This window comes from Allobosea sp. 01N443 (assembly GCF_056399325.1).
Map to the genome: position 1 here is coordinate 15,908 of NZ_JBFTRC010000074.1, position 18,060 is coordinate 33,967.

Consider the following 18,060-nt stretch of genomic DNA (forward strand, 5'->3'; position numbering starts at 1 on the left):
TCGGACGGCGAACCCTGCCACGAAGGCGCTTGCTCTGACGAGTCTGCCGCGCTCGAGCGGCGGCCTGGGCGAACCGCAGGAATCTGATCGAGATCAAGGCGGGGAGGGCCTGTCTGCGGCATCAGCTCGGCATGAGCTTGCTCGCCTTCATCGCGGTCTGTGCCTCGCTTCTGGCGACGCCGGGACCGACCAATACGCTTCTCGCGACCTCCGGCGCGGAGATCGGCTGGCGCCGGTCCGCCGCCCTGCTTGCAGCCGAGCTCCTCGGCTATCTCCTGGCGATCGCCATCCTGCGCCTGGCCCTGGGACCGTTCATCGCATCCCGGCCGATCGTCGCAACGGCGCTCCAGGCAGGCGTTGCGCTCTATCTGGTCTACCTGGCAACGGCGCTCTGGCAGCGCAGCAGCCTGCCTCTCGCTCACGGCCGTTCGATCACCTTCGCCCGCGTGTTCCTGACGACGCTGCTCAATCCGAAAGGGCTCATCTTCGCCTCCACCCTTCTGCCCCCGGCAGGGTTCCCGGCGCTGCTGCCGTGGCTCGCCCTGCTGTCGGCGGAGATCGTCGCGATCGGCTTCGGCTGGGTGCTGCTTGGCAGCACGTTGCAGCGCAGTCTGCAGGACCCGGCCAGGGCCAGGATCGGCTATCGCGCCAGCGCAGCCGTGCTTGGCCTGCTGGCAAGCATGATGGCCGCGCGGACTCTGGTTTCGCTCTGACGGGCCCCGTCCGCTCTCGGACCGTGCCCCCCTCAGGCGTTCGCGACCCAGCCGCGCCAGGTGAAGGCTGCGTAGAACAGGCTGACATTGGCAAAGCCGCCGGCCCGCAGGATCTCCTCGTCCTGTTCGGGGCAGAAGCTTTGCAGGCTGGCCGCGACGGCCGCGCGGGCGCGCTGCACCTGCTCGGGATCGGCGCCGGACGCGATCGGGTAGGCGGCATAGCGATCGAGCCAGGTTTCGCGTTCGTCGGCGCCCTGGGGAAAGCTCGCATGTGCAGCGACGAAGGGCGCGCCGGGGCGAAGCCGGGCGTGGATCTCGCGCACCGTCCGTTCGCGCTCGGGCGCGGCGAGGAAATGCAGCGTCAACAGGCAGGTCGCCGCGTCAAAGGGGCCGGCCGGCGCATCGTCGATATAGCCTTCGACCAGCGTGACCCTATCCATCAGCGGCCCCAGCGTGCGTTCGGCGAGGCGCAGCATCGCGGCTGCCGGATCGACCCCGACGAAGCTCCAGCCGGGATGCGCCTCTGCAAGCGCGCGGATCTCGCTGCCGCCGCCCGCCCCGAGCACCAGCACCTTCGCGTCGTCGGGGGCGCTTTCTGCCAGCAGCAGGCCGGTCATCCGGTGCAGCGCGTCGAGACCGGGCACGAAACGCCGCGGCCCCTCTGCATAGCGCGAGACGGCTTCGGGATCGGAAAAATTCCTGAGGAAGGGCTCTTCGCGAGCCGCGCGTTCAGTCGACACAGGTGGATCCTTCGGGCTGGAGCCGCGCGCGTTGCGCCAGGCGTTGCCGGAAATCCGCGCTCAAGGCTGCCAGCGTCACGGTCTCGAGCGAGGCCAGCAACAGCGCCTGCGCCTCGCGCAAGCTGCCATCAAGCGCCGCATTGACCGCCTGCTCGACGGCGCAAGCCGGCGCCTCGCTGCGGTTGCCGATGGCGAAGAGGGCGGGCGAGCCGATGCCGTCATAGATGTCGCGCAAGGTAATCTCGGCGAGGTCTCGGGCGATTGTCCAACCGCCGCCATGACCCTTCTCGGAACGGACATAGCCCTGGTCGCGCAAGCCCGACATGACCCGCCGGATCACCACGGGATTGGTCCGCATCATCCGCGCCAGCGCTTCCGAGGTCACGGGGCTGTTCTGGTCCGCCATGTGCAGCAGCACGTGCAGCACCCCGGACAAACGACTGTCGCGATTCATGTAACTTCATATGTTGCGTGATTGAGGCGGCGTCAAGAGCCTCCGCGTGGACAGGGCAGGGGCGCCGTCCTGACGGCTATGCCGTCGCCGGGGATAGAGCGGCGACCGACCGCTGCGGGGAAACGAGAAGCTCAGAGGCGTCAACTGCGGCATCGTGGCCGGCTATGGCGCTGGCCCGGCGCAGCAGAAGGTCGTAAGGCAGTCGGGCCGCTCGCTCCTGGCCTGCTTGGTCAGACCTGCGGCATCCAAGGTCGAGCTCCCCGCGTGAGCTCCCGACGGAAGACGGCTCCGCAGTGATGCGGGGCCGTTTTCGTTTGGGGGCGCGCGCTGACCTGCCTGTCAGGCTTCTCGCACCTGCCGATAGCCCGCCGCCTTCGCCAATGTGATGAACTTGCGATCGAACGTCGCGAAACCCTCGCAATGGGCCGACTTGCAGAGATGCAGGGCATCGGCGAAGTCCATGCCGCGCTCAGTCAGATCCAAGGCAGCAGCGACCACCGCGCCGTCTTCGACCGTCACTGTGGGAAGGCCGGCAAAGGCTCTCAAGGCCCGGGTGATATCGGCCGCATCATACTCATAGGCGCTGCGCAGCACCCATTCGACCTCGAGCATCACGGTTTGCGCGACGAAAACCGGCTGTCCGTCGATCAGAATGCGCGCGCGCTCTGATTGCCGGGGATGGTCGCCCGTCAGGTAGCGAACGATCAGATTGGTATCAATCGCGAGCATGCCGGCGCTTTGCCTCAGCCAGAACACTCGCCGCCATCTCTTCCAGCGTCTTCGCCCTGCCGACAGGCGGGAGAACGCCAAAGACGTCCTGAGGCTGGGTCTCCGCAAAGGCAGGAGCCGGCTTCAGCAGCACGCCATCGAGTGTCTCTTCGACGATGAGGCGCGTTCCGGCCCCCCATTCGCGCCGCTGGCGAATGGAGCTGGGCAGAATGACCTGGCCCTTCGTGGAGACCGTCGTTGTCAATTTCGGCGCGCTTGCCATGGTGTCCAAATGCCGTGGGTAAGACGATGGTAAGATAATGCCGCATGGGCTGGCCTTCAAGCGGGATCGAGCCGCGGCGGGGATCCGGCATCCCCAAGCTGCGCCCGCCGCGCCAGCGCGACGCAGCGTCTCTGGATCTGCGCCGGACACGACCCGGTATCGCAATGGCCGGCGGGGCTACAATGGGCAAAACCCCCTTGCGAGCCTCAGCCGCGCCGCGCCGCCTCGATCGCGGCGACATCGATCTTTTTCATGGTCATCATCGCGGTGAAGGCGCGCTTTGCTTCCTCGCCGCCGGCCGCCATGGCCTCGGTCAGCACGCGCGGCGTGATCTGCCAGGAGATGCCCCATTTGTCCCGGCACCAGCCGCAGGCGCTTTCCTGCCCGCCATTGCCGACGATCGCATTCCAGTCGCGGTCGGTTTCCTGCTGGTCGTCGGTGGCGATCTGGAACGAGAAGGCTTCGTTATGCTTGAAGGCGGGCCCGCCATTCAGGCCGAGGCAAGGGATGCCGGCGACGGTGAAGTCGACCGTCAGCACGTCGCCCGCCTTGCCGGAGGGGAAATCGGTCGGGGCGCGGCGGACGGCCCCCACCGCGCTGTCCGGAAAGGTCTCGGCGTAGAAGCGGGCGGCCGCTTCCGCGTCCTTGTCGTACCAGAGGCAGATCGTGTTCTTGGCGATCGTCACGGCTTGTCCTTTCGCTGTTTACGGCCAGTTCCGGCCTGGTTTCCACGCAGACGAAGGCGGTTCACGGTTCGTCAAAAGTCCCCCACGACCTTGGAATGCCCTGGCCCCATCGGGGTTCCGCCAGCAGGGCAGGAAAGACTATGGCGGCATCAGAGCCGCCTTAGGCCCTCAGCCCGGCAGCGCATTCTTGTAGATCTTGCCGTCCTTCATGATCACGACGAAAGACCGGTGCGGATCAGCGACGAGATTGATGTTCTCGAGCGGATTGCCGTCGACAAGCAGCAGATCGGCCAGGGCGTTGGGCGCAACCACGCCGAGTTTTCCCGGATAGGGATTGCGCAGGCCGGACAGTTCGAGCAGCCGCGCATTCGTGCTGGTCGCCATGGCCAGGGTTTCGGCGGGGGTGAACCAGCGCGTCCACTTGGCGAGAAGTTCGCCATGCCGCTTCGCAAGCTGCGGCGAAAACAGGATGTCGGTGCCGAAGGCGAGCTTGAGCTTGTATTTCTTCGCCAGCGCGAAGGTCTTCTCCGTGCCGGCAAACACGGTATAGGCCTTGGCCCGCTCGCCCGAGCCCGGCGGAAAGGCCTCCGCCATCTCGTCCGGGAAGGCTTGCGTGCTCAGCCAGATGTCCTTTTCCGCGATCAGCCGAGCCGACGCCTCGTCCATCAAGTGACCGTGCTCGATGCATTTCACCCCGACGGAGATCGCGCGGGTGATCGCCGCCGGCGTGTAGGCGTGGACGGTGACATAGGTCCCCCAGTTCTCGGCGGCCTCCACGGCGGCGCGCAGCTCGTCTGCGGTGAAGGTCGAGACATCGAGCGGGCTGAACGGCGAGGCGACGCCGCCGCCGGCCGTCAGCTTGATCTGGGAGGCGCCCTGCATCAGCTGCTCGCGCACCCGCATGCGCACCTCGTCGGGGCTGTCGGCGACCATGCTGCCGCCGACCTGCTCCATCCGCGACAGTGAGCCCTGCGCGCGCGGCAGGTCGGTCAGCTGGCGGAAATCCCCATGCCCGCTGGTCACCGTGATGACCGCACCGGAGGGATAGATGCGGGGCCCGGGCAGCACGCCGCCATCGATGRCCTGCTTGAGGCCGAAGGACGGGCCGCCCATGTCGCGGACCGTGGTGAAGCCGCGCATCAGGGTCTCGGTCGCCTCGGCGCCGGCCGTCAGATAATTGAAGCCGAGATTGCCGAAGAGCGATTGCGACGGCGTCGAGCGCACCAGCATCGCGTGCCAGTGCATGTCGGTCAGCCCCGGCATCAGCGTTCGCCCGCCGCCCGCGATGACCACGGTGCCGGGCTCCGCAGTGATTGGGGCCGTCGCGATGCGCTCGATCAGATTGCCGCGGACGAGCACATGCGACGGTGCCGAGAGCCCGCTGCCCGTCCCGTCGAAGATGCGGACGTCCTGGAACAGTGTCGTGCCGGTGCCTGTCGGGGTGCCGACCTGCGCGCGCAGCGGCGATGCCAGCGCGGATGCCAGAGCCGGAAGTGAGGCGACGAAACGCCGTCGGGTCAAAAGTGCCACGCTGCAACCTCCCGAAGCCAGATGGGGGAACGCCATGCCCACAGGCCTAAAGGCGTATCCCAGGAGAGCCCGGATGCAAACTGCCAGCCCAGATCGCCGTGCGTCCGTTCGGACAGGAGCGGCGATCTCGCTCTTTGTTCGAGCATCGGATTCTTCCGAAAACCGGATTCCACCTTTCGGTCCGATGCTCTGGCGAATGCCGCAACCGGAATTCGCGCTCGATCCCGAACTGGTGCTCGCCCTGTTCGTCGCGCCGATCCTGCTCGACGCCGCCTTCGATACCTCGCCGCGCGACCTGCGCCGGAACTGGCTCTCCGTCGGCAGTCTCGTCGTCGTTGCCGTCGGGGTGACGACGGTCGCGGTCGCGGCGGTCGCCCGGTGGCTGGTGCCGGATCTGCCCTGGGCCGCCGCCGTGGCGCTCGGCGCGATCGTCGCGCCGCCCGATGCTGTCGCGGCGACCGCCGTTCTGCGCCGCCTGCGCCCGCCGCATCGGCTCCTCGTCATCCTGGAAGGCGAAAGCCTGCTGAACGACGCGACCGCGCTGCTGATCTATCGCGTTGCCGTCGGGGCCGTGCTCGTCGGGGGCTTCTCGCCAGCCTCGGCGCTGCCGACCTTCGGCCTCGTCGTCATCGGCAGTATCGGGCTCGGCGCGTTTCTCGGCTGGTCGCTGGTCCGCTTCCTCGGCGCGTTCAAGGACCCGCCGAGCGCCATCATCCTGCAGTTCATCACGACATTCGGGGTCTGGATCCTGGCGGAGCGGCTGCATCTGTCGGGCATCATCACCATCGTCGTCTATGCCATGGTGATTGCGCGCACCGCGCCCGCCCGCACCAGCGCGCGCCTTCGCATCCCGTCTTATGCGGTCTGGGAGACGACCGTCTTCGTGCTCCAGACCCTGGCTTTCGTGCTGATCGGCCTGCAATTGCGGCCTATCCTCGCCAATCTCAGCCCGCGTGAGATCGGCGCCTTTCCCGTCATTGCGCTGGCCGTCCTGGCAACCGTCATCATCGTGCGCCTGAGCTGGGTCATGACCTATCAGGCGATCGCGAAACTGACGCGCCGGGCCACGGAGGGCGCGAAGGACGAGACGCGCCCGGCGTCAACGGCTGGCAGCGATGGCCTGATCATCGCATGGTGCGGCATGCGCGGCATCGTCACGCTTGCGGCCGCCTATGCCCTGCCGGGCGGTTTTCCGCACCGCGACCTGATCCTGCTCTGCGCCTTCACAGTTGTGGTCGGGACGTTGTTGATCCAGGGGCTGACCCTGCCGCTGCTGCTGCGCCGGCTGTCGCCGCGGGACGACCGCCCGGTCGAGCGCGAGTTTCGCATGGCGCGAAAGCTCGCCCTCAAGGCGGCCATTGCAACGATCCGCGATGCGCCGTCGGAGGCCGCGCTGGCGGTGCGCCGCGAATATGACGACATGCTCGCGCAGACGCGCGACAGCGACGAGTTCGATACCACGCAGAACCAACTCCGGCGCGATGCACTCGCCGCGGCGCGCGACAAGGCGCTGGCCCTGCGGCGCGACGGCACGATCGGCGACGATGCCTTCCATCGGCTCGAGGAAGAGCTCGACTGGCTGGAACTGGGCGCAGCAGCAAGGACGGTCGAATGAGCGCGGAACTCGATGTCGTCGTGGTCGGCGCCGGCGCGGCCGGGATCGCGGCAGCGCGACGGCTTGGCGAAGCCGGTCTGTCGCTCGCCGTCATCGAGGCCGGCGACAGGGTCGGCGGCCGCGCCTGGACCATCCGGCACGAGGGTTTGCCGATCGATCTCGGCTGTGGCTGGCTGCACTCAGCCGAGCGCAATCCCTGGACCGCGCTGGCGCCGGATCTCGGCTTCACCATCGACAGGACGCTGCCGCCCTGGGGGCGCCAGTTCAGGAATATCGGCTTCCCCGCCGCCGATCAGATGGCGGCCCGCGCCGCCTTCGCCGGCTTCGAGCAGCGCCTGCGCCAGGCCCCGGCCGAGACTGACCGGGCCTCCGATCTGCTGGAGGAGGGCGGCACCTGGAATCCCTATCTCGAGGCCGTCAGCAGCTATATCAACGGAACTGACCTCGAGACGCTCTCGATCCGCGACTATCTCGCCTTCGCCGATGCGGATACGGGCGTGAACTGGCGCGTCATCGAGGGCTATGGCGCGCTCATCGCCAGGGCGGCATCCGGGCTGCCGATCTCGCTCGGCATGCCCGTCTCGGCAATCGAGGCTGACCAATCCCAACTCGCCATCGTCACGGGCTCGKGCACGATCAGGGCAGGGGCTGCGATCATCACGGTCTCGACCGATGTCCTGGCTTCAGGCGCAATCCGCTTGCCGGCGGCGCTTGCCGACCACATCGAGGCGGCGTCCCGCCTGCCGCTCGGCCTCGCCGATAAGGTCTCCTTCGCGATCGACCGCCCGGACGATCTGGAGCCGGACACGCAGGTGCTGGGAAACCCGCATGAAGCGAAGACCGGCAGCTACCATTTGCGCCCGTTCGGCCGACCCTTGATCGAGGGCTTCATCTGCGGCGCCGCGGCGCGCGAACTCGAATCGGGCGAGGACATGGTCGCCTTCGCCAAGGACGAGCTCGCCGGCCTTTTCGGCGCCGGCATCCGCCGCCGGCTGAAACCGGTCGCCCAGACGCGTTGGGCGAAATCGCTCTTCATCAGGGGCTCCTACAGCCACGCGCTCCCCGGCTGCGTCGAGGCGCGCGCCATTCTGGCAAGCCCATGGGACGAGCGCATCTTCTTCGCGGGCGAGGCCTGTTCAACGCAGGATTTCTCGACTGCGCACGGGGCCTATCAGACGGGGCTCGATGCGGCGGAGGGCGTTTTGGGCGGCCGTCAATTCGCGCGCAACGGTGGCCATCTGCGGCGCGATGGGTAAATCGCTGCCACACCCAAGGAAGGCGCTGACCGTTGGCCAGGACGTTCGCGTCCTGATGGGCCGCCAACCGATATAGCCCGTGCAGGCACCCAACGTCAGCTTTTGGCCGACCCTCCCATGCCCGGTTGCGGCGCCTACCGAACCTCATTGATGTAAGCATGCGCGCGCGTACTGGCGCGATGCCGGCCGAGAATGGTCGGCAGGCCCGCCTGATCGTAGGCGACCTCGTCAATGGCGAGCACTGCTTCCGGCCCGGCGAGATCGAGGAGGGCGATGTCCTCATCATTGGCAAGTTCAGCGGTAATCTGCTCGCGAACYGCTGAGATGCGAATGCCGTAATGCTCCAGCAGATGAAGGTAGAGTAGCGGCGGCAGAGCTGCCGGCTCGCGGGGTAGGCCTGGGACTCTTTCTTCTGCGAGCAGCAACTTGTCATGCATGACGGGGCGGCCGTCCGCATGCCGAATGCGGTGGATCGCGACCACACCGCCAGCTCTGATCTGTAGGCGCTGGGCTTGCTMGGGCGTAGCCTGCCGCGTCTCTACCGTCAGGAACTGGCTTGTCGACCGCACCAGGCTGCCGTCAGCCCGGTGGAGACGGAAATACTGGAAGAAGAAGCGCAGCGAATGATGCGGCGCGCGGCCGGTGACGACCGTGCCGGTCTTGCGCCGACGTGACAGCAAACCCTCGGCAACGAGGTCGCTCATCGCCCGGCGCACCGTGCCCACAGCGATGCCAAACCCTTGCGCCAATGCGGTTTCGTTGGGCAGCACCATGCCGGGTTGCCATTCCCCGACGAGGATCGCCTCCGACATATGCCGCTTCACGCGCTCATAGAGCGGTGCGGAATCGAGGGAGACGAGGTTCGGCAGCGTGGACGCCACGTCGCCGCCGCTGATCAATCCCGCGGCAGGCGCGGTCGCTTTTTTGGCATTGACAGGAGGCATGAGGCTGAGTCCTATTTCTATATAGTTTATATGAAAGCTGCTTGAGCGCCAATGGCCATGCACTCCGCTACCTCAGCCATCTCCATGGCAGATCGCGTCCGCGCCGCCCAGCCACCGCGCCGGGGCAGGGCGGTCCGATGAGCCGTGACGGGCAGGAGGCGCGCGAGGCTGTGCGCGAGACGGCGGGGCTGGAGCGCGCCGGCGCCTGGATTGCTGAGGCGGTCGAGGCGGCGATCGCCGATCTCGGAGCGATGATCGCGGTCGATACCTCATTTCCGCCGGGGCAGGGCTATGGCGACTTCGCGACGCTGATAGAGGCGCTGACGCGCCCGCTCGGCTTGGAAACCGAGCGCGTCGATGTGCCGGACGAGCTCTGGCGTGTCCCGAACGGCCCGGCCGCTGGCACCAGGACGAATCTGATTGCGACCGCCAAGACCGGAAAGCCGGTCTGCGGGCTCTATTTCCATGTCGACACGGTCCCGGCCGCACCGGGCTGGACGACCGATCCGCTCTCGATGGCCCGCGATGGCGAACGCCTGATCGGCCTCGGCGCTGCCGACATGAAGGGCTGCATCGCAGCCGTGCTGCTGGCGCTGCGGGCGGCCAAGGCCCGCAACATCGCACTCGCCTATGATCCGATGCTGCTGTTCTGCACCGACGAGGAGGGCGGCCTCTATCCCGGCATCCGCTATCTCGCAGAGCAGGGCCGGCTCGACGGCCCTGTCGGCGCCGAGCTGGGCAGGCTCCACGCTCCCATCATCAATTTCAACGGCAGCGCCGAGGCGCGCATCTGGGCCGGCTGCTTCGGGCTCTTCAACCTGCTGGTGCGGGTCCGCGGGCAGGCGGTCCATGCCGGCGAAGGCAACCGGCGCGGCAGCGGCCTCAACGCGATCGAGGGTTCGCTGCCGCTGCTGAACGCGCTGGCTGGTCTCAAGGCGGAGGTGGCGACCCGCCTGTCCGCACTGCCGCCACCGCCGGGAAAACCGGCACTGGCCGCGCAGCTCAACATCGCGACCATTGGCGGCGGCACGGCCGGCGGGCAGGTGCCGGCCCTGCTCGAACTCACGCTAAACCGCCGCTACATGCCGGAGGAAGCTTTTGAGGACGCGCTGGCCGAGATCGAGGAGACGGTGCGCCGCGCCGTCGCTTCCGTCCCCGGCCTGACCGTCGAGACGGYGCTGATCGGACATCTCGCTCCGACCAGCGATCCGGCCGGGCCGCACTGGCCGCGCTGGCAGGCCGCCGTCGGCGCGGGCTTCGGCTATGCGCCGGAGGATTTCCGCCGCTGGGGCGCGGCGAGCTGCTCTGATTTCGGCTGGGTCCAGCGCGCAACCGGCCGGTCGGAAGTGCTGCTCGGCGGGCTCGGCCGCCCCGACCGCAATATCCACGCGCCGGGCGAGTACACGACGGTCTCCGACATCATCGCGCTGGCGCGCGCCGTGCTCGCCTATCTCGCCGCCGAGTTCAGGCCCGAGCTCAACCCCGACCTTGCCTGACCCCTCTCATATCCCGAAGCTGAAGGAGCGTTCCATGCCGAGCATCCACCGTCGTGATTTCCTCGCCGCCTCCGCCGCCTTCGGCGGGCTTAGCCTGACCGGTCTGCCGGCCTTCGCCCAGAATGCGCCCCGGCGCGGCGGCACCTTGCGCGTCAGCGTCGATCAGGCCGTCTCCAAGCTCAACCCGCTCGTCACCCGGGTGAACCCGGAATATCTCGTTGCCGAACTGCTCTATTCCGGCCTGACGCGCCTGAATCCTGACATGAGCGCCGAGCCCGATCTCGCTGAATCCTGGACGAATTCCGCCGATTTGACCGAATGGAGCTTCGCGCTCCGCAAGGGCCTGACCTTCCATGACGGCTCGGCTTGCACGGCCTCCGATGTGGTCGCGACCTTCGAGGCCATTCTCGACGCCAAGACTGCCTCGCCAGCACGCCAGAATGTCGGGCCGATCGCCAAGGTCGCGGCCAAGGACGACGCGACCGTCGTCTTCACCCTGTCGGCGCCCTTCGCCGATCTGCCGGTGACGCTAGCCTATACCAACGCCAAGATCGTGCCGGCTGCCGTCATCAAGGGCGGGCTGGAGAAGCTTGACCGCCAGGCGATCGGCACCGGCCCGTTCAAGCTCGTCTCCTTCGAGCCGGAGCGGCAGATCGTGGTCGCCCGCAACGAGGCCTATTACGACAAGGCACGGCCCTATCTCGACAAGGTCGAGGTCGTGGTCTTCCCCGATGTCAGTGCCGAAGCCTCGGCGCTGATCGCCGGCGATACCGATCTGATCAGCACCACGCCGCCGACCGAGTTCGGCCGGCTGCAGAAGGCCTCGGGCGTCAAGGCGCTGCGCGTGCCGTCGGGCCAGTTCTGCAACGTCAATTTCGGCTGCGACCAAAAACCCTTTAACGATGTGCGCGTGCGCCAGGCGCTGGCGCTCACCGTCGATCGCGCCGCGATGGTCGATTTCGTCACCGAGGGCTTTGGCTCGCCCGGCAACGATACCCCGCTCAGCCCGGCCTATCGCTTCTTCGCCGAGCTGCCGGCGAAGAAGGCCGACATCGCCAAGGCCAAGGCGCTGCTGGCGGAGGCCGGCTATCCCAAGGGGCTGGAAGCGACGCTGATCGCCTCGGATCGTCCGGGCCAACGCACGCAGCTGGCCGTGGCCCTGCGCGAGATGGCCAAGCCCGCCGGTTTCGACATCAAGGTCGAGACTATGCCGCACGCGACCTATCTCGACCAGGTCTGGAAGAAGGGCTCGTTCTATGTCGGCTTCTACAACATGCAGGCGACGGCCGACGCCATCTTCTCGCTGCTCTACACCTCGAACGCTGCCTGGAACGAGACGCGCTGGAACAATACCGCCTTCGACAAGCTGATCTTCGAGGCGCGCGCCACGGTCGACGAGACCAAGCGCCGCGCGCTCTACGCGCAGGCGCAGAAGCTGATGTATGACGAGGTGCCCTCGATCATTCCCGCTTTCTTCGACCTGCTCGGCGGACAGCGCGATTGGGTACAGGGCTACCAGCTGCATCCGCGCGGCGCCGTCTTCCGGCTGGATTTCGTCTCGCTCGGCGCCAACGCGCCGAAGCGCGGCTGAGCCCGTTCCAAAGCGAGAGACGGCTTCACCGATCAGATTGATTCAATCTGATCGGATCCGGCTCCAAGCGAAAAGCGAGGCATAAGCGCGTGTCGCCCGCCTATATCCTCAAAAGGATCCTGCTGATAGGCTACACGCTGCTGGTCGTGTCGCTGATCGTCTTCGCGATCACCCAGATCCTGCCGGCGGATGCTGCGGTCATGATGCTGGGTGAGAACGCGACGCCGGATGCGCTCGCGGCGCTGCGCGTCAAGATGGGGCTGAACGACCCGATCTGGCTGCAGTACCTGCACTGGCTCGCAGGCGTCCTGCACGGCGATTTCGGCCTCTCGATGCGCACCGGCCAGCCGGTTGCGCCCGCAATGCTCGAGGCGCTCGGGCGCTCGCTGCTGCTGGCGCTGTTCTCGATCGTGCTGATGCTGGTGCTGGCGATCCCGCTCGGCATTATCGCGGCGGTGCGACGCGGCCGGGCCGCCGATCTGGGGGTGAGCTTTCTCTCCTATGTCGGTGTTTCGCTTCCGGAATTCGTCACCGCCACGCTCGTCGTGCTGGTGCTGGCGGATTGGCTGCAATGGCTGCCGGCGACGGGCTATGTGCCGCTGACCGAGGATCCGCTGCGCGGCCTCAGGCATCTCGTCCTGCCGGTGCTGACCGTCTCGCTGATCCTGATCGCCCATGTCTCGCGCATGGTGCGCTCCGAACTGGTCGATGTGCTGCATTCCGACTATATCCGCGCAGCGCGCCTCAAGGGCCTGTCGAAGCGGCAAGTGCTGTTCAAGCACGCGCTGCGCAATGCGCTGCTGCCGACCATCACCATCGTCGCGCTCGATGTCGGCTATCTGCTCGGCGGCGTCATCGTCGTCGAGGAGATTTTTGCGCTGCCGGGCATCGGGCGCCAGCTCATCGTCGCGATCCAGGCGCGCGACCTGCCATCCATCCAGGCCGGCGCGCTGATCCTTGCGACGACCTACGCCGTCGCCAATTTCCTCGCCGACATCGCCTATGCCTGGCTCGACCGGAGGATCCAGTATGATTGAGATCCTCAAGCGGATGCTGCGTTCGCCGCAAGGTGCGCTCGGCCTGATCATCGTCGGCCTGATCCTGCTCGCCGTTATCGTCGGGCCGTGGTTTGCGCCCTACGACCCCGAGAAGATGGCGCCGCTGATGCGCTACAAGCCGCCGAGCGCGCAGTTCTGGCTCGGAACCGACCAGTATGGCCGCGATATCCTGAGCCGCCTGCTGCATGGGGCACGCGCCACGGTCGTCATGGCGGTGATCGCAACTGCGCTCGGCACGCTGGTCGGCGCCGTGGTCGGCACGGTCTCGGCCTTTCTCGGCGGGCGCAGCGACGAGGCGATCATGCGCACTGTCGATGCCATCATGTCGATCCCGAGCCTGCTGCTGGCGCTGCTGATCGTGAACCTGCTCGGCAAGAGCAGCATGAACGCACTTCTCGCCATCGCGCTCGCCTTCGCGCCCGGCATGGCGCGGGTGACACGCTCGGTCGCGCTCGCCGTGCGCAAGCAGGACTATGTCAACGCCGCCATCGCGCGCGGCGAGAGCGCCGCCTATATCGTCGGGCGCGAGATGCTGCCGAATGTCGTCGCCCCGATCGTCGTCGAGATGACGATCCGCGTCGCCTTCGCGGTGATGCTGTTTGCGACGCTCTCCTTCCTTGGGCTCGGCGCCCAGCCACCGGCCTCGGAATGGGGGCTGATGGTCGCGGAGGCCCGCCGCTTCATGCATCTGAGCCCCTGGATGATCCTGTGGCCGAGCCTTGCCGTCGCGCTGGTCGCGATCGGTTTCAACCTGCTCGGCGATGGCTTGCGCGACGCGCTGAACCCGAGGAGCTGAGGTGATGGCGACCCCGATCCTCGACATTGCCGGCTACGGCCTCGACTACGCGACGCCTGCGGGCTTTACCCGCGCGCTCGACGACGTGACGCTCTCCATCGCCCGGGGCGAGGTGCTCGGCCTCGTCGGCGAATCCGGCTCGGGCAAGACCTCGCTCGCCTGGGCGATCATGCGCCACCTGCCGAAGAGCGCGCGCGAGGCCGGTGCCATCCGGCTGACCGGGCAGGATCTGCTGAAGGTCTCGGAAGACGAGATCGAGGCGATCCGCGGCAAGCGCATCGGCATGGTCTTCCAGGATCCGAGCACCTCGCTTAACCCGACGCTCTCGCTTGGTACGCAACTGGCCGAGGTGCTGGTGCGCCATCGCGGCCTGACGCCCAGGCAGGCCTGGGCCGAGGGCGAGGAGCGTCTCGCCCATGTCGGCCTGAAGGTGCCCGGCCAGATGATGCGACGCTATCCGCACGAGGCCTCGGGTGGCGAGAAGCAGCGCGTCGTCATCGCGACCGCCTTCGCCTGCCAGCCGGAATGCATCATCTTCGACGAACCGACGACGGCGCTCGACGTGATCACGGCCCGCCAGATCCTCGACCTGTTCAAGGAACTGCAGGCTGAGACCGGCGTCGCCTCGCTCTATATCTCGCATGATCTCGCGCTCGTCTCGCAGATCGCGACCAAGGTCGCGGTGATCCATCGCGGCAAGATCGTCGAGCAGGGCGCGGTCGGCGAAGTCTTCGCCCGCCCGCGCGACGCCTATACGCAAAAGCTGCTCGCCGCCGTGCCCCGGCCCGACCACCGCCTCGTCGAGACGGCGAAGCCTGCCGCCGGCACGCCGCTGGTCGAGGTCGAGAAGGTCAGCGTCCATTACGGCCGCAAACCCTTTCTCGGCCGGCTGCTCGGGCGCGCCAACACTCAGTTCACCGGCAATCGCGAGGTCAGCCTCTCGGTGATGCCGGGCGAGATCCTCGGCATCGTCGGCGAGTCCGGTTCGGGCAAGTCGACGCTCGCCAGGGCGATGACCGGCCTCAACCGCTTCGAGGGCGAGATCCGCTTCGCCGGGCRCCGGATCGCGGGGCTCCACGACATGGACCGCGCCTATCGCCGCGACGTCCAGATCATCTTCCAGCATCCGGATTCCTCGCTCAATCCGCGCCAGCGCATTCGCGAGATCCTGTCGCGGCCGCTCGAACTCTATGGCGAGCCGGGCGCGCGCAAGGATGCGGCTGCTATCGGCGAACTGCTGGAGCAGGTCAGGCTGCCGGCCGCTTTCGCGGACCGTTATCCGCATCAGCTTTCCGGCGGCGAGAAGCAGCGCGTCGCGATCGCGCGCGCCTTCGCCTCGAAGCCAAAACTCGTGATCTGCGACGAGATCACCTCGGCGCTCGATGTCTCCGTGCAGGCCTCGGTGGTCGAGCTCCTGGTCGACCTGCAGAAGCGCTTCGGCACGGCCTATCTCTTCATCACCCACGATCTCAACCTGGTGCGGCAGATCGCTCACCGGGTCGCGGTGATGTATCGCGGCGACCTCGTCGACCTCGTCGATGTCACCGCGCTGACCGACGGAACCCTCCACCCCTATACCCGCTCCCTGCTCGACGCCGTGCCGGCTCCGGCCGCGGCGGCAGCCTGACATTCGAGGCCCTGACGATGAATCCCCGCGACCTGATCCATTCCCTCGATGAGAAGGCCTGCCTCGCGCTCCTCTCAGACTGGGCGAGGCACAAGAGCTATTCCGAGACCGACGGCGAGCGGGCGCTCGTCCATCATGTCGTCGACCAGATGAAGGCGATGGGCATCGAGGCGGAGGCGCAGGCCTTCGATGAGGGCCGCCGCGCCAATGCCATCGGGCGCTGRAAGGGGACAGGCGGCGGCAAGAGCCTGATGTTCAACGGCCATCTCGACACCAACCCGGCAACCGAGGGCTGGACGGTCGATCCCTGGGGCGGGCTCGTCGACGACGAGTTCATCTACGGCATCGGCGTATCCAACATGAAGGCGGGCGACGCGGCCTCCTATTGCGCGGTGAAGACGCTGCTCGATGCCGGCGTGAAGCTGAAGGGCGACGTCGTCCTGACTTATGTCGTCGGCGAGCTTCAGGGCGGGGTCGGCACCGTCGCTGCGATCCGCAGCGGCATCCGCGCCGACTATTTCGTCAACAGCGAGCCGACCGACGTGCAGGCCGTGACCATGCACGCCTGCGCCTTCTCCTTCGTCATCGAACTCGTCGGCAACACGCGCCATCTCTCGAAGCGCGAGCAGGCGGTCGACGCGGTCATGGCGGCCTGCGACCTGATCCCGCGGCTGAACGGCATGACCTTCTCCGGCGCTCTGACCGCCGAGCATGAATCGATCAACCGCGTCCATGTCGGCGTCGTCCATGGCGCGCTCGGCAAGGAACTGCACGAGTGGCGCGCGCCGCAGGTCGCCGACTATTGCAAGCTCAAGGGTTCCGGCCGCTATGCGCCCGGCCAGACGCAAGAAGGCGCGCTCGCCGACATGCAGCGCGAGCTCGCCGCGCTGGAGGCCCGCTTCCCCGGCCTGAAGACCACGATCCGCATCGAGAAGAAGGAAGGCCACCAGTCGATGCCGGCCTTCGAGGTCGCCAGGGACGCGCGCATCGTCAAGACGGTCAATGCGGCCTATGAGGCGGTGCGCGGCGAAAAGCAGCCGACCGGCGCGATCAAGCCGCCGGGCTTCTTCGGCACCGATGCCGGCCATCTCTATGCCGAAGCCGGTATGGAAGGCATCGTCTGCGGGCCCGGCGGGCGCTACAACACCATGCCCGACGAGCGCGTCGAGATCCGCGACTTCCTCGACATGGTCCGCATCTACATGCTGACCATCCTGGATATCTGCGAGGTGGCGTGAGCCCGCTCTTCTCGCGCGAGGAATTTGCGGGGCGGGTGGCGCGTGCCCGCGCCGCGATGGCGGAAGTCGGCGCGGAGCTTCTGCTGGTCGACCATGCCGAATGCCTGGCATGGCTGACAGGCTTCACGGTCTCGGAGACAATGTATCGCGCGGCTTTCCTGCCGCTCGAGGGCGAGCCGTGGTTCGTCCTGCGGGAGCTCGACGCCGGGCCCTGCCGCGCCGCCTGTTGGTTTCCCGATACGGCTGAGCCCCACGCCGTGATGGCCGATGAAATCCGTCGACGGGGCCTCGGCAACGCGCGGATCGGCGCCGATCATCTCTCCTATGGCTTTACGGCCGCGACGCGCGACCGGTTCGCGGCGCTTCTGCCGCAGGCTCGCTTTGTCGACCTGCCGCAGGCGAGCGACCTGCTCCGGGCCGTGAAGTCGCCGGCCGAGATCAACCAGATCGGCCAGGCCGCCAGCATCGCCGACAAGGCGATGAGGTCAATCGCGGAAAGGGCGCGGCCCGGGCTTTCGCCAAGGGCAGCCTCAGCCGTCGCCGCTGCCTGCTTTCTCGAGAACGGCGCCGATACAGGCGAAACCGGCCCGATCCTGCCCGGCATTGGCGACCACGAATTCCTGCACGGCGTGATGACGGCGCAGCCGCTCGGCGAGAGCGACATCCTCCATGTCGAACTGATCCCGAAACTGCGCAATTACGGCGCCCGACTGATGCGTCCGGTGCTTATCGGCGGGGACGAGCGTGGACTTTCACTGCTCGCCGAGCGTCTGGTCGCGCTCCAGGACGAGCAGTTCGCAGCCATGCGTCCGGGCGCCCTGGCCTGCGAGATCGATGCCGTGCTGCGTGAAGCCGTGCTTCGTGAGGGTTTGCGTCCTGCCTACGATAACGTCACCGGCTACACGCTCGGCCTCTACGCCCGCACCCCGCGGCCCAGCGACTTCTCTCGCGTGTTCCTGCCGAACGCGCGCTGGAGACTCGAAGAGGGCATGGTCTTTCACATGTATGTGACGGCCGGCGGCCTGGGATTCAGCGAAACCATCGTAGTCGAAACCGATGGCTGCAGGAGAATGAGCTCGCTGCCCCGCAAGCTGCTCTCAAGCACCGTGCATTGAAGCTTCGTCCTTCATCGGTTTCGGTCTGGGTCCGGATTGCGATTTGGTAAGGTGCCCTTGGCTCCAATGTTGCGGCGAATGTCCGCTCAGCAACAGGCGCCGAATGTTGGAACTTGACGCAATACGGACGGGTGTGGCTGCAAAGTCGAACGCCTGCGAACGGAGAGGGCAAGGCGGCTCGTCCCCGCGCCGCGTGGGCGATCTCTGGCG

General features: G+C 67.1%; 17 protein-coding genes. 10 read left to right on the forward strand and 7 right to left on the reverse strand.

All coding sequences use genetic code 11. The annotated features are described in order from the left end of the window. The first annotated feature begins 131 nt into the window (after nucleotides 1-131). The gene (locus tag AC1DRP_RS18730; RefSeq protein ID WP_441507947.1) at nucleotides 132-713 is read left to right on the forward strand and encodes a LysE family translocator; all 582 of its coding nucleotides are present in this window, start codon (nucleotides 132-134) and stop codon (nucleotides 711-713) included. 32 nt (nucleotides 714-745) lie between these two features. Here AC1DRP_RS18730 and AC1DRP_RS18735 read toward each other — a convergent pair whose 3' ends face one another. The 6 genes from AC1DRP_RS18735 to AC1DRP_RS18760 all read right to left on the reverse strand — a co-directional run bounded on the left by AC1DRP_RS18735 (nucleotide 746) and on the right by AC1DRP_RS18760 (nucleotide 5,150). Then, nucleotides 746-1,453, reverse strand: coding sequence for a methyltransferase domain-containing protein (locus AC1DRP_RS18735; RefSeq protein ID WP_441507946.1), 708 nt, complete (start codon nucleotides 1,451-1,453; stop codon nucleotides 746-748). Continuing rightward, nucleotides 1,443-1,907: an Rrf2 family transcriptional regulator gene (locus tag AC1DRP_RS18740; RefSeq protein ID WP_441507945.1), complete on the reverse strand. Its 465-nt coding sequence runs from the start codon at nucleotides 1,905-1,907 to the stop codon at nucleotides 1,443-1,445. The genes AC1DRP_RS18735 and AC1DRP_RS18740 overlap by 11 nt, the downstream gene beginning before the upstream one ends. A gap of 339 nt (nucleotides 1,908-2,246) precedes the next feature. After that, a complete protein-coding gene (locus AC1DRP_RS18745; RefSeq protein WP_441488406.1) occupies nucleotides 2,247-2,636 on the reverse strand; it encodes a type II toxin-antitoxin system VapC family toxin in 390 nt (129 codons plus the stop codon). After that, complete coding sequence (locus AC1DRP_RS18750; protein WP_441507944.1) at nucleotides 2,623-2,898, reverse strand: AbrB/MazE/SpoVT family DNA-binding domain-containing protein; 276 nt, start codon at nucleotides 2,896-2,898, stop codon at nucleotides 2,623-2,625. The genes AC1DRP_RS18745 and AC1DRP_RS18750 overlap by 14 nt, the downstream gene beginning before the upstream one ends. A gap of 206 nt (nucleotides 2,899-3,104) precedes the next feature. Then, the gene (locus AC1DRP_RS18755; RefSeq protein WP_441507955.1) at nucleotides 3,105-3,578 is read right to left on the reverse strand and encodes a VOC family protein; all 474 of its coding nucleotides are present in this window, start codon (nucleotides 3,576-3,578) and stop codon (nucleotides 3,105-3,107) included. A gap of 174 nt (nucleotides 3,579-3,752) precedes the next feature. Then, on the reverse strand, nucleotides 3,753-5,150 hold the full coding sequence (locus AC1DRP_RS18760; protein ID WP_476769247.1) for a metal-dependent hydrolase family protein: 1,398 nt from the start codon (nucleotides 5,148-5,150) through the stop codon (nucleotides 3,753-3,755). Between the two features lie 160 nt (nucleotides 5,151-5,310). Here AC1DRP_RS18760 and AC1DRP_RS18765 point away from each other — a divergent pair, with 160 nt between their 5' ends. Both AC1DRP_RS18765 and AC1DRP_RS18770 read left to right on the forward strand, forming a co-directional pair. After that, entirely contained in the window at nucleotides 5,311-6,729 is a 1,419-nt protein-coding gene (locus tag AC1DRP_RS18765; protein ID WP_476769248.1) for a cation:proton antiporter, read from the forward strand. Then, nucleotides 6,726-7,985, forward strand: coding sequence for a flavin monoamine oxidase family protein (locus AC1DRP_RS18770; protein ID WP_476769249.1), 1,260 nt, complete (start codon nucleotides 6,726-6,728; stop codon nucleotides 7,983-7,985). The genes AC1DRP_RS18765 and AC1DRP_RS18770 overlap by 4 nt, the downstream gene beginning before the upstream one ends. Before the next feature lie 134 nt (nucleotides 7,986-8,119). Here AC1DRP_RS18770 and AC1DRP_RS18775 read toward each other — a convergent pair whose 3' ends face one another. After that, nucleotides 8,120-8,929, reverse strand: coding sequence for a GntR family transcriptional regulator (locus tag AC1DRP_RS18775; RefSeq protein ID WP_476769250.1), 810 nt, complete (start codon nucleotides 8,927-8,929; stop codon nucleotides 8,120-8,122). A 137-nt stretch (nucleotides 8,930-9,066) separates the two neighbouring features. Between AC1DRP_RS18775 and AC1DRP_RS18780 the strand changes: the two genes are divergently transcribed. From AC1DRP_RS18780 to AC1DRP_RS18810, 7 genes are all read left to right on the forward strand, one after another. Next, nucleotides 9,067-10,425, forward strand: coding sequence for a M20 family metallopeptidase (locus tag AC1DRP_RS18780; RefSeq protein WP_476769251.1), 1,359 nt, complete (start codon nucleotides 9,067-9,069; stop codon nucleotides 10,423-10,425). 34 nt (nucleotides 10,426-10,459) lie between these two features. Beyond that, a complete protein-coding gene (locus tag AC1DRP_RS18785) occupies nucleotides 10,460-12,016 on the forward strand; it encodes an ABC transporter substrate-binding protein (RefSeq protein WP_441488400.1) in 1,557 nt (518 codons plus the stop codon). 89 nt (nucleotides 12,017-12,105) lie between these two features. Further along, the gene (locus AC1DRP_RS18790; protein ID WP_441488399.1) at nucleotides 12,106-13,053 is read left to right on the forward strand and encodes an ABC transporter permease; all 948 of its coding nucleotides are present in this window, start codon (nucleotides 12,106-12,108) and stop codon (nucleotides 13,051-13,053) included. Continuing rightward, nucleotides 13,046-13,870 (forward strand): ABC transporter permease, encoded by an 825-nt coding sequence (locus tag AC1DRP_RS18795; protein WP_441488398.1) that lies wholly within the window; start codon nucleotides 13,046-13,048, stop codon nucleotides 13,868-13,870. Before AC1DRP_RS18790 ends, AC1DRP_RS18795 begins: the two co-directional genes overlap by 8 nt. Before the next feature lie 4 nt (nucleotides 13,871-13,874). Next, nucleotides 13,875-15,497: a dipeptide ABC transporter ATP-binding protein gene (locus AC1DRP_RS18800; RefSeq protein WP_476769252.1), complete on the forward strand. Its 1,623-nt coding sequence runs from the start codon at nucleotides 13,875-13,877 to the stop codon at nucleotides 15,495-15,497. A 17-nt stretch (nucleotides 15,498-15,514) separates the two neighbouring features. Then, nucleotides 15,515-16,735, forward strand: coding sequence for a M20 family metallopeptidase (locus AC1DRP_RS18805; protein ID WP_476769253.1), 1,221 nt, complete (start codon nucleotides 15,515-15,517; stop codon nucleotides 16,733-16,735). Beyond that, a complete protein-coding gene (locus AC1DRP_RS18810; RefSeq protein WP_476769254.1) occupies nucleotides 16,732-17,850 on the forward strand; it encodes a M24 family metallopeptidase in 1,119 nt (372 codons plus the stop codon). Before AC1DRP_RS18805 ends, AC1DRP_RS18810 begins: the two co-directional genes overlap by 4 nt. The last annotated feature ends 210 nt before the right edge of the window (nucleotides 17,851-18,060 follow it).

Excerpts from the sequence above, each read along its gene's own strand:
- AC1DRP_RS18730 (WP_441507947.1), top strand. The coding sequence starts at position 132 with ATGAGCTTGCTCGCCTTCATCGCGGTCTGTGCCTCGCTTCTGGCGACG.
- AC1DRP_RS18740 (WP_441507945.1), bottom strand. The coding sequence starts at position 1,907 with ATGAATCGCGACAGTCGTTTGTCCGGGGTGCTGCACGTGCTGCTGCAC.
- AC1DRP_RS18745 (WP_441488406.1), bottom strand. The coding sequence starts at position 2,636 with ATGCTCGCGATTGATACCAATCTGATCGTTCGCTACCTGACGGGCGAC.
- AC1DRP_RS18750 (WP_441507944.1), bottom strand. The coding sequence starts at position 2,898 with ATGGCAAGCGCGCCGAAATTGACAACGACGGTCTCCACGAAGGGCCAG.
- AC1DRP_RS18765 (WP_476769248.1), top strand. The coding sequence starts at position 5,311 with ATGCCGCAACCGGAATTCGCGCTCGATCCCGAACTGGTGCTCGCCCTG.
- AC1DRP_RS18785 (WP_441488400.1), top strand. The coding sequence starts at position 10,460 with ATGCCGAGCATCCACCGTCGTGATTTCCTCGCCGCCTCCGCCGCCTTC.
- AC1DRP_RS18795 (WP_441488398.1), top strand. The coding sequence starts at position 13,046 with ATGATTGAGATCCTCAAGCGGATGCTGCGTTCGCCGCAAGGTGCGCTC.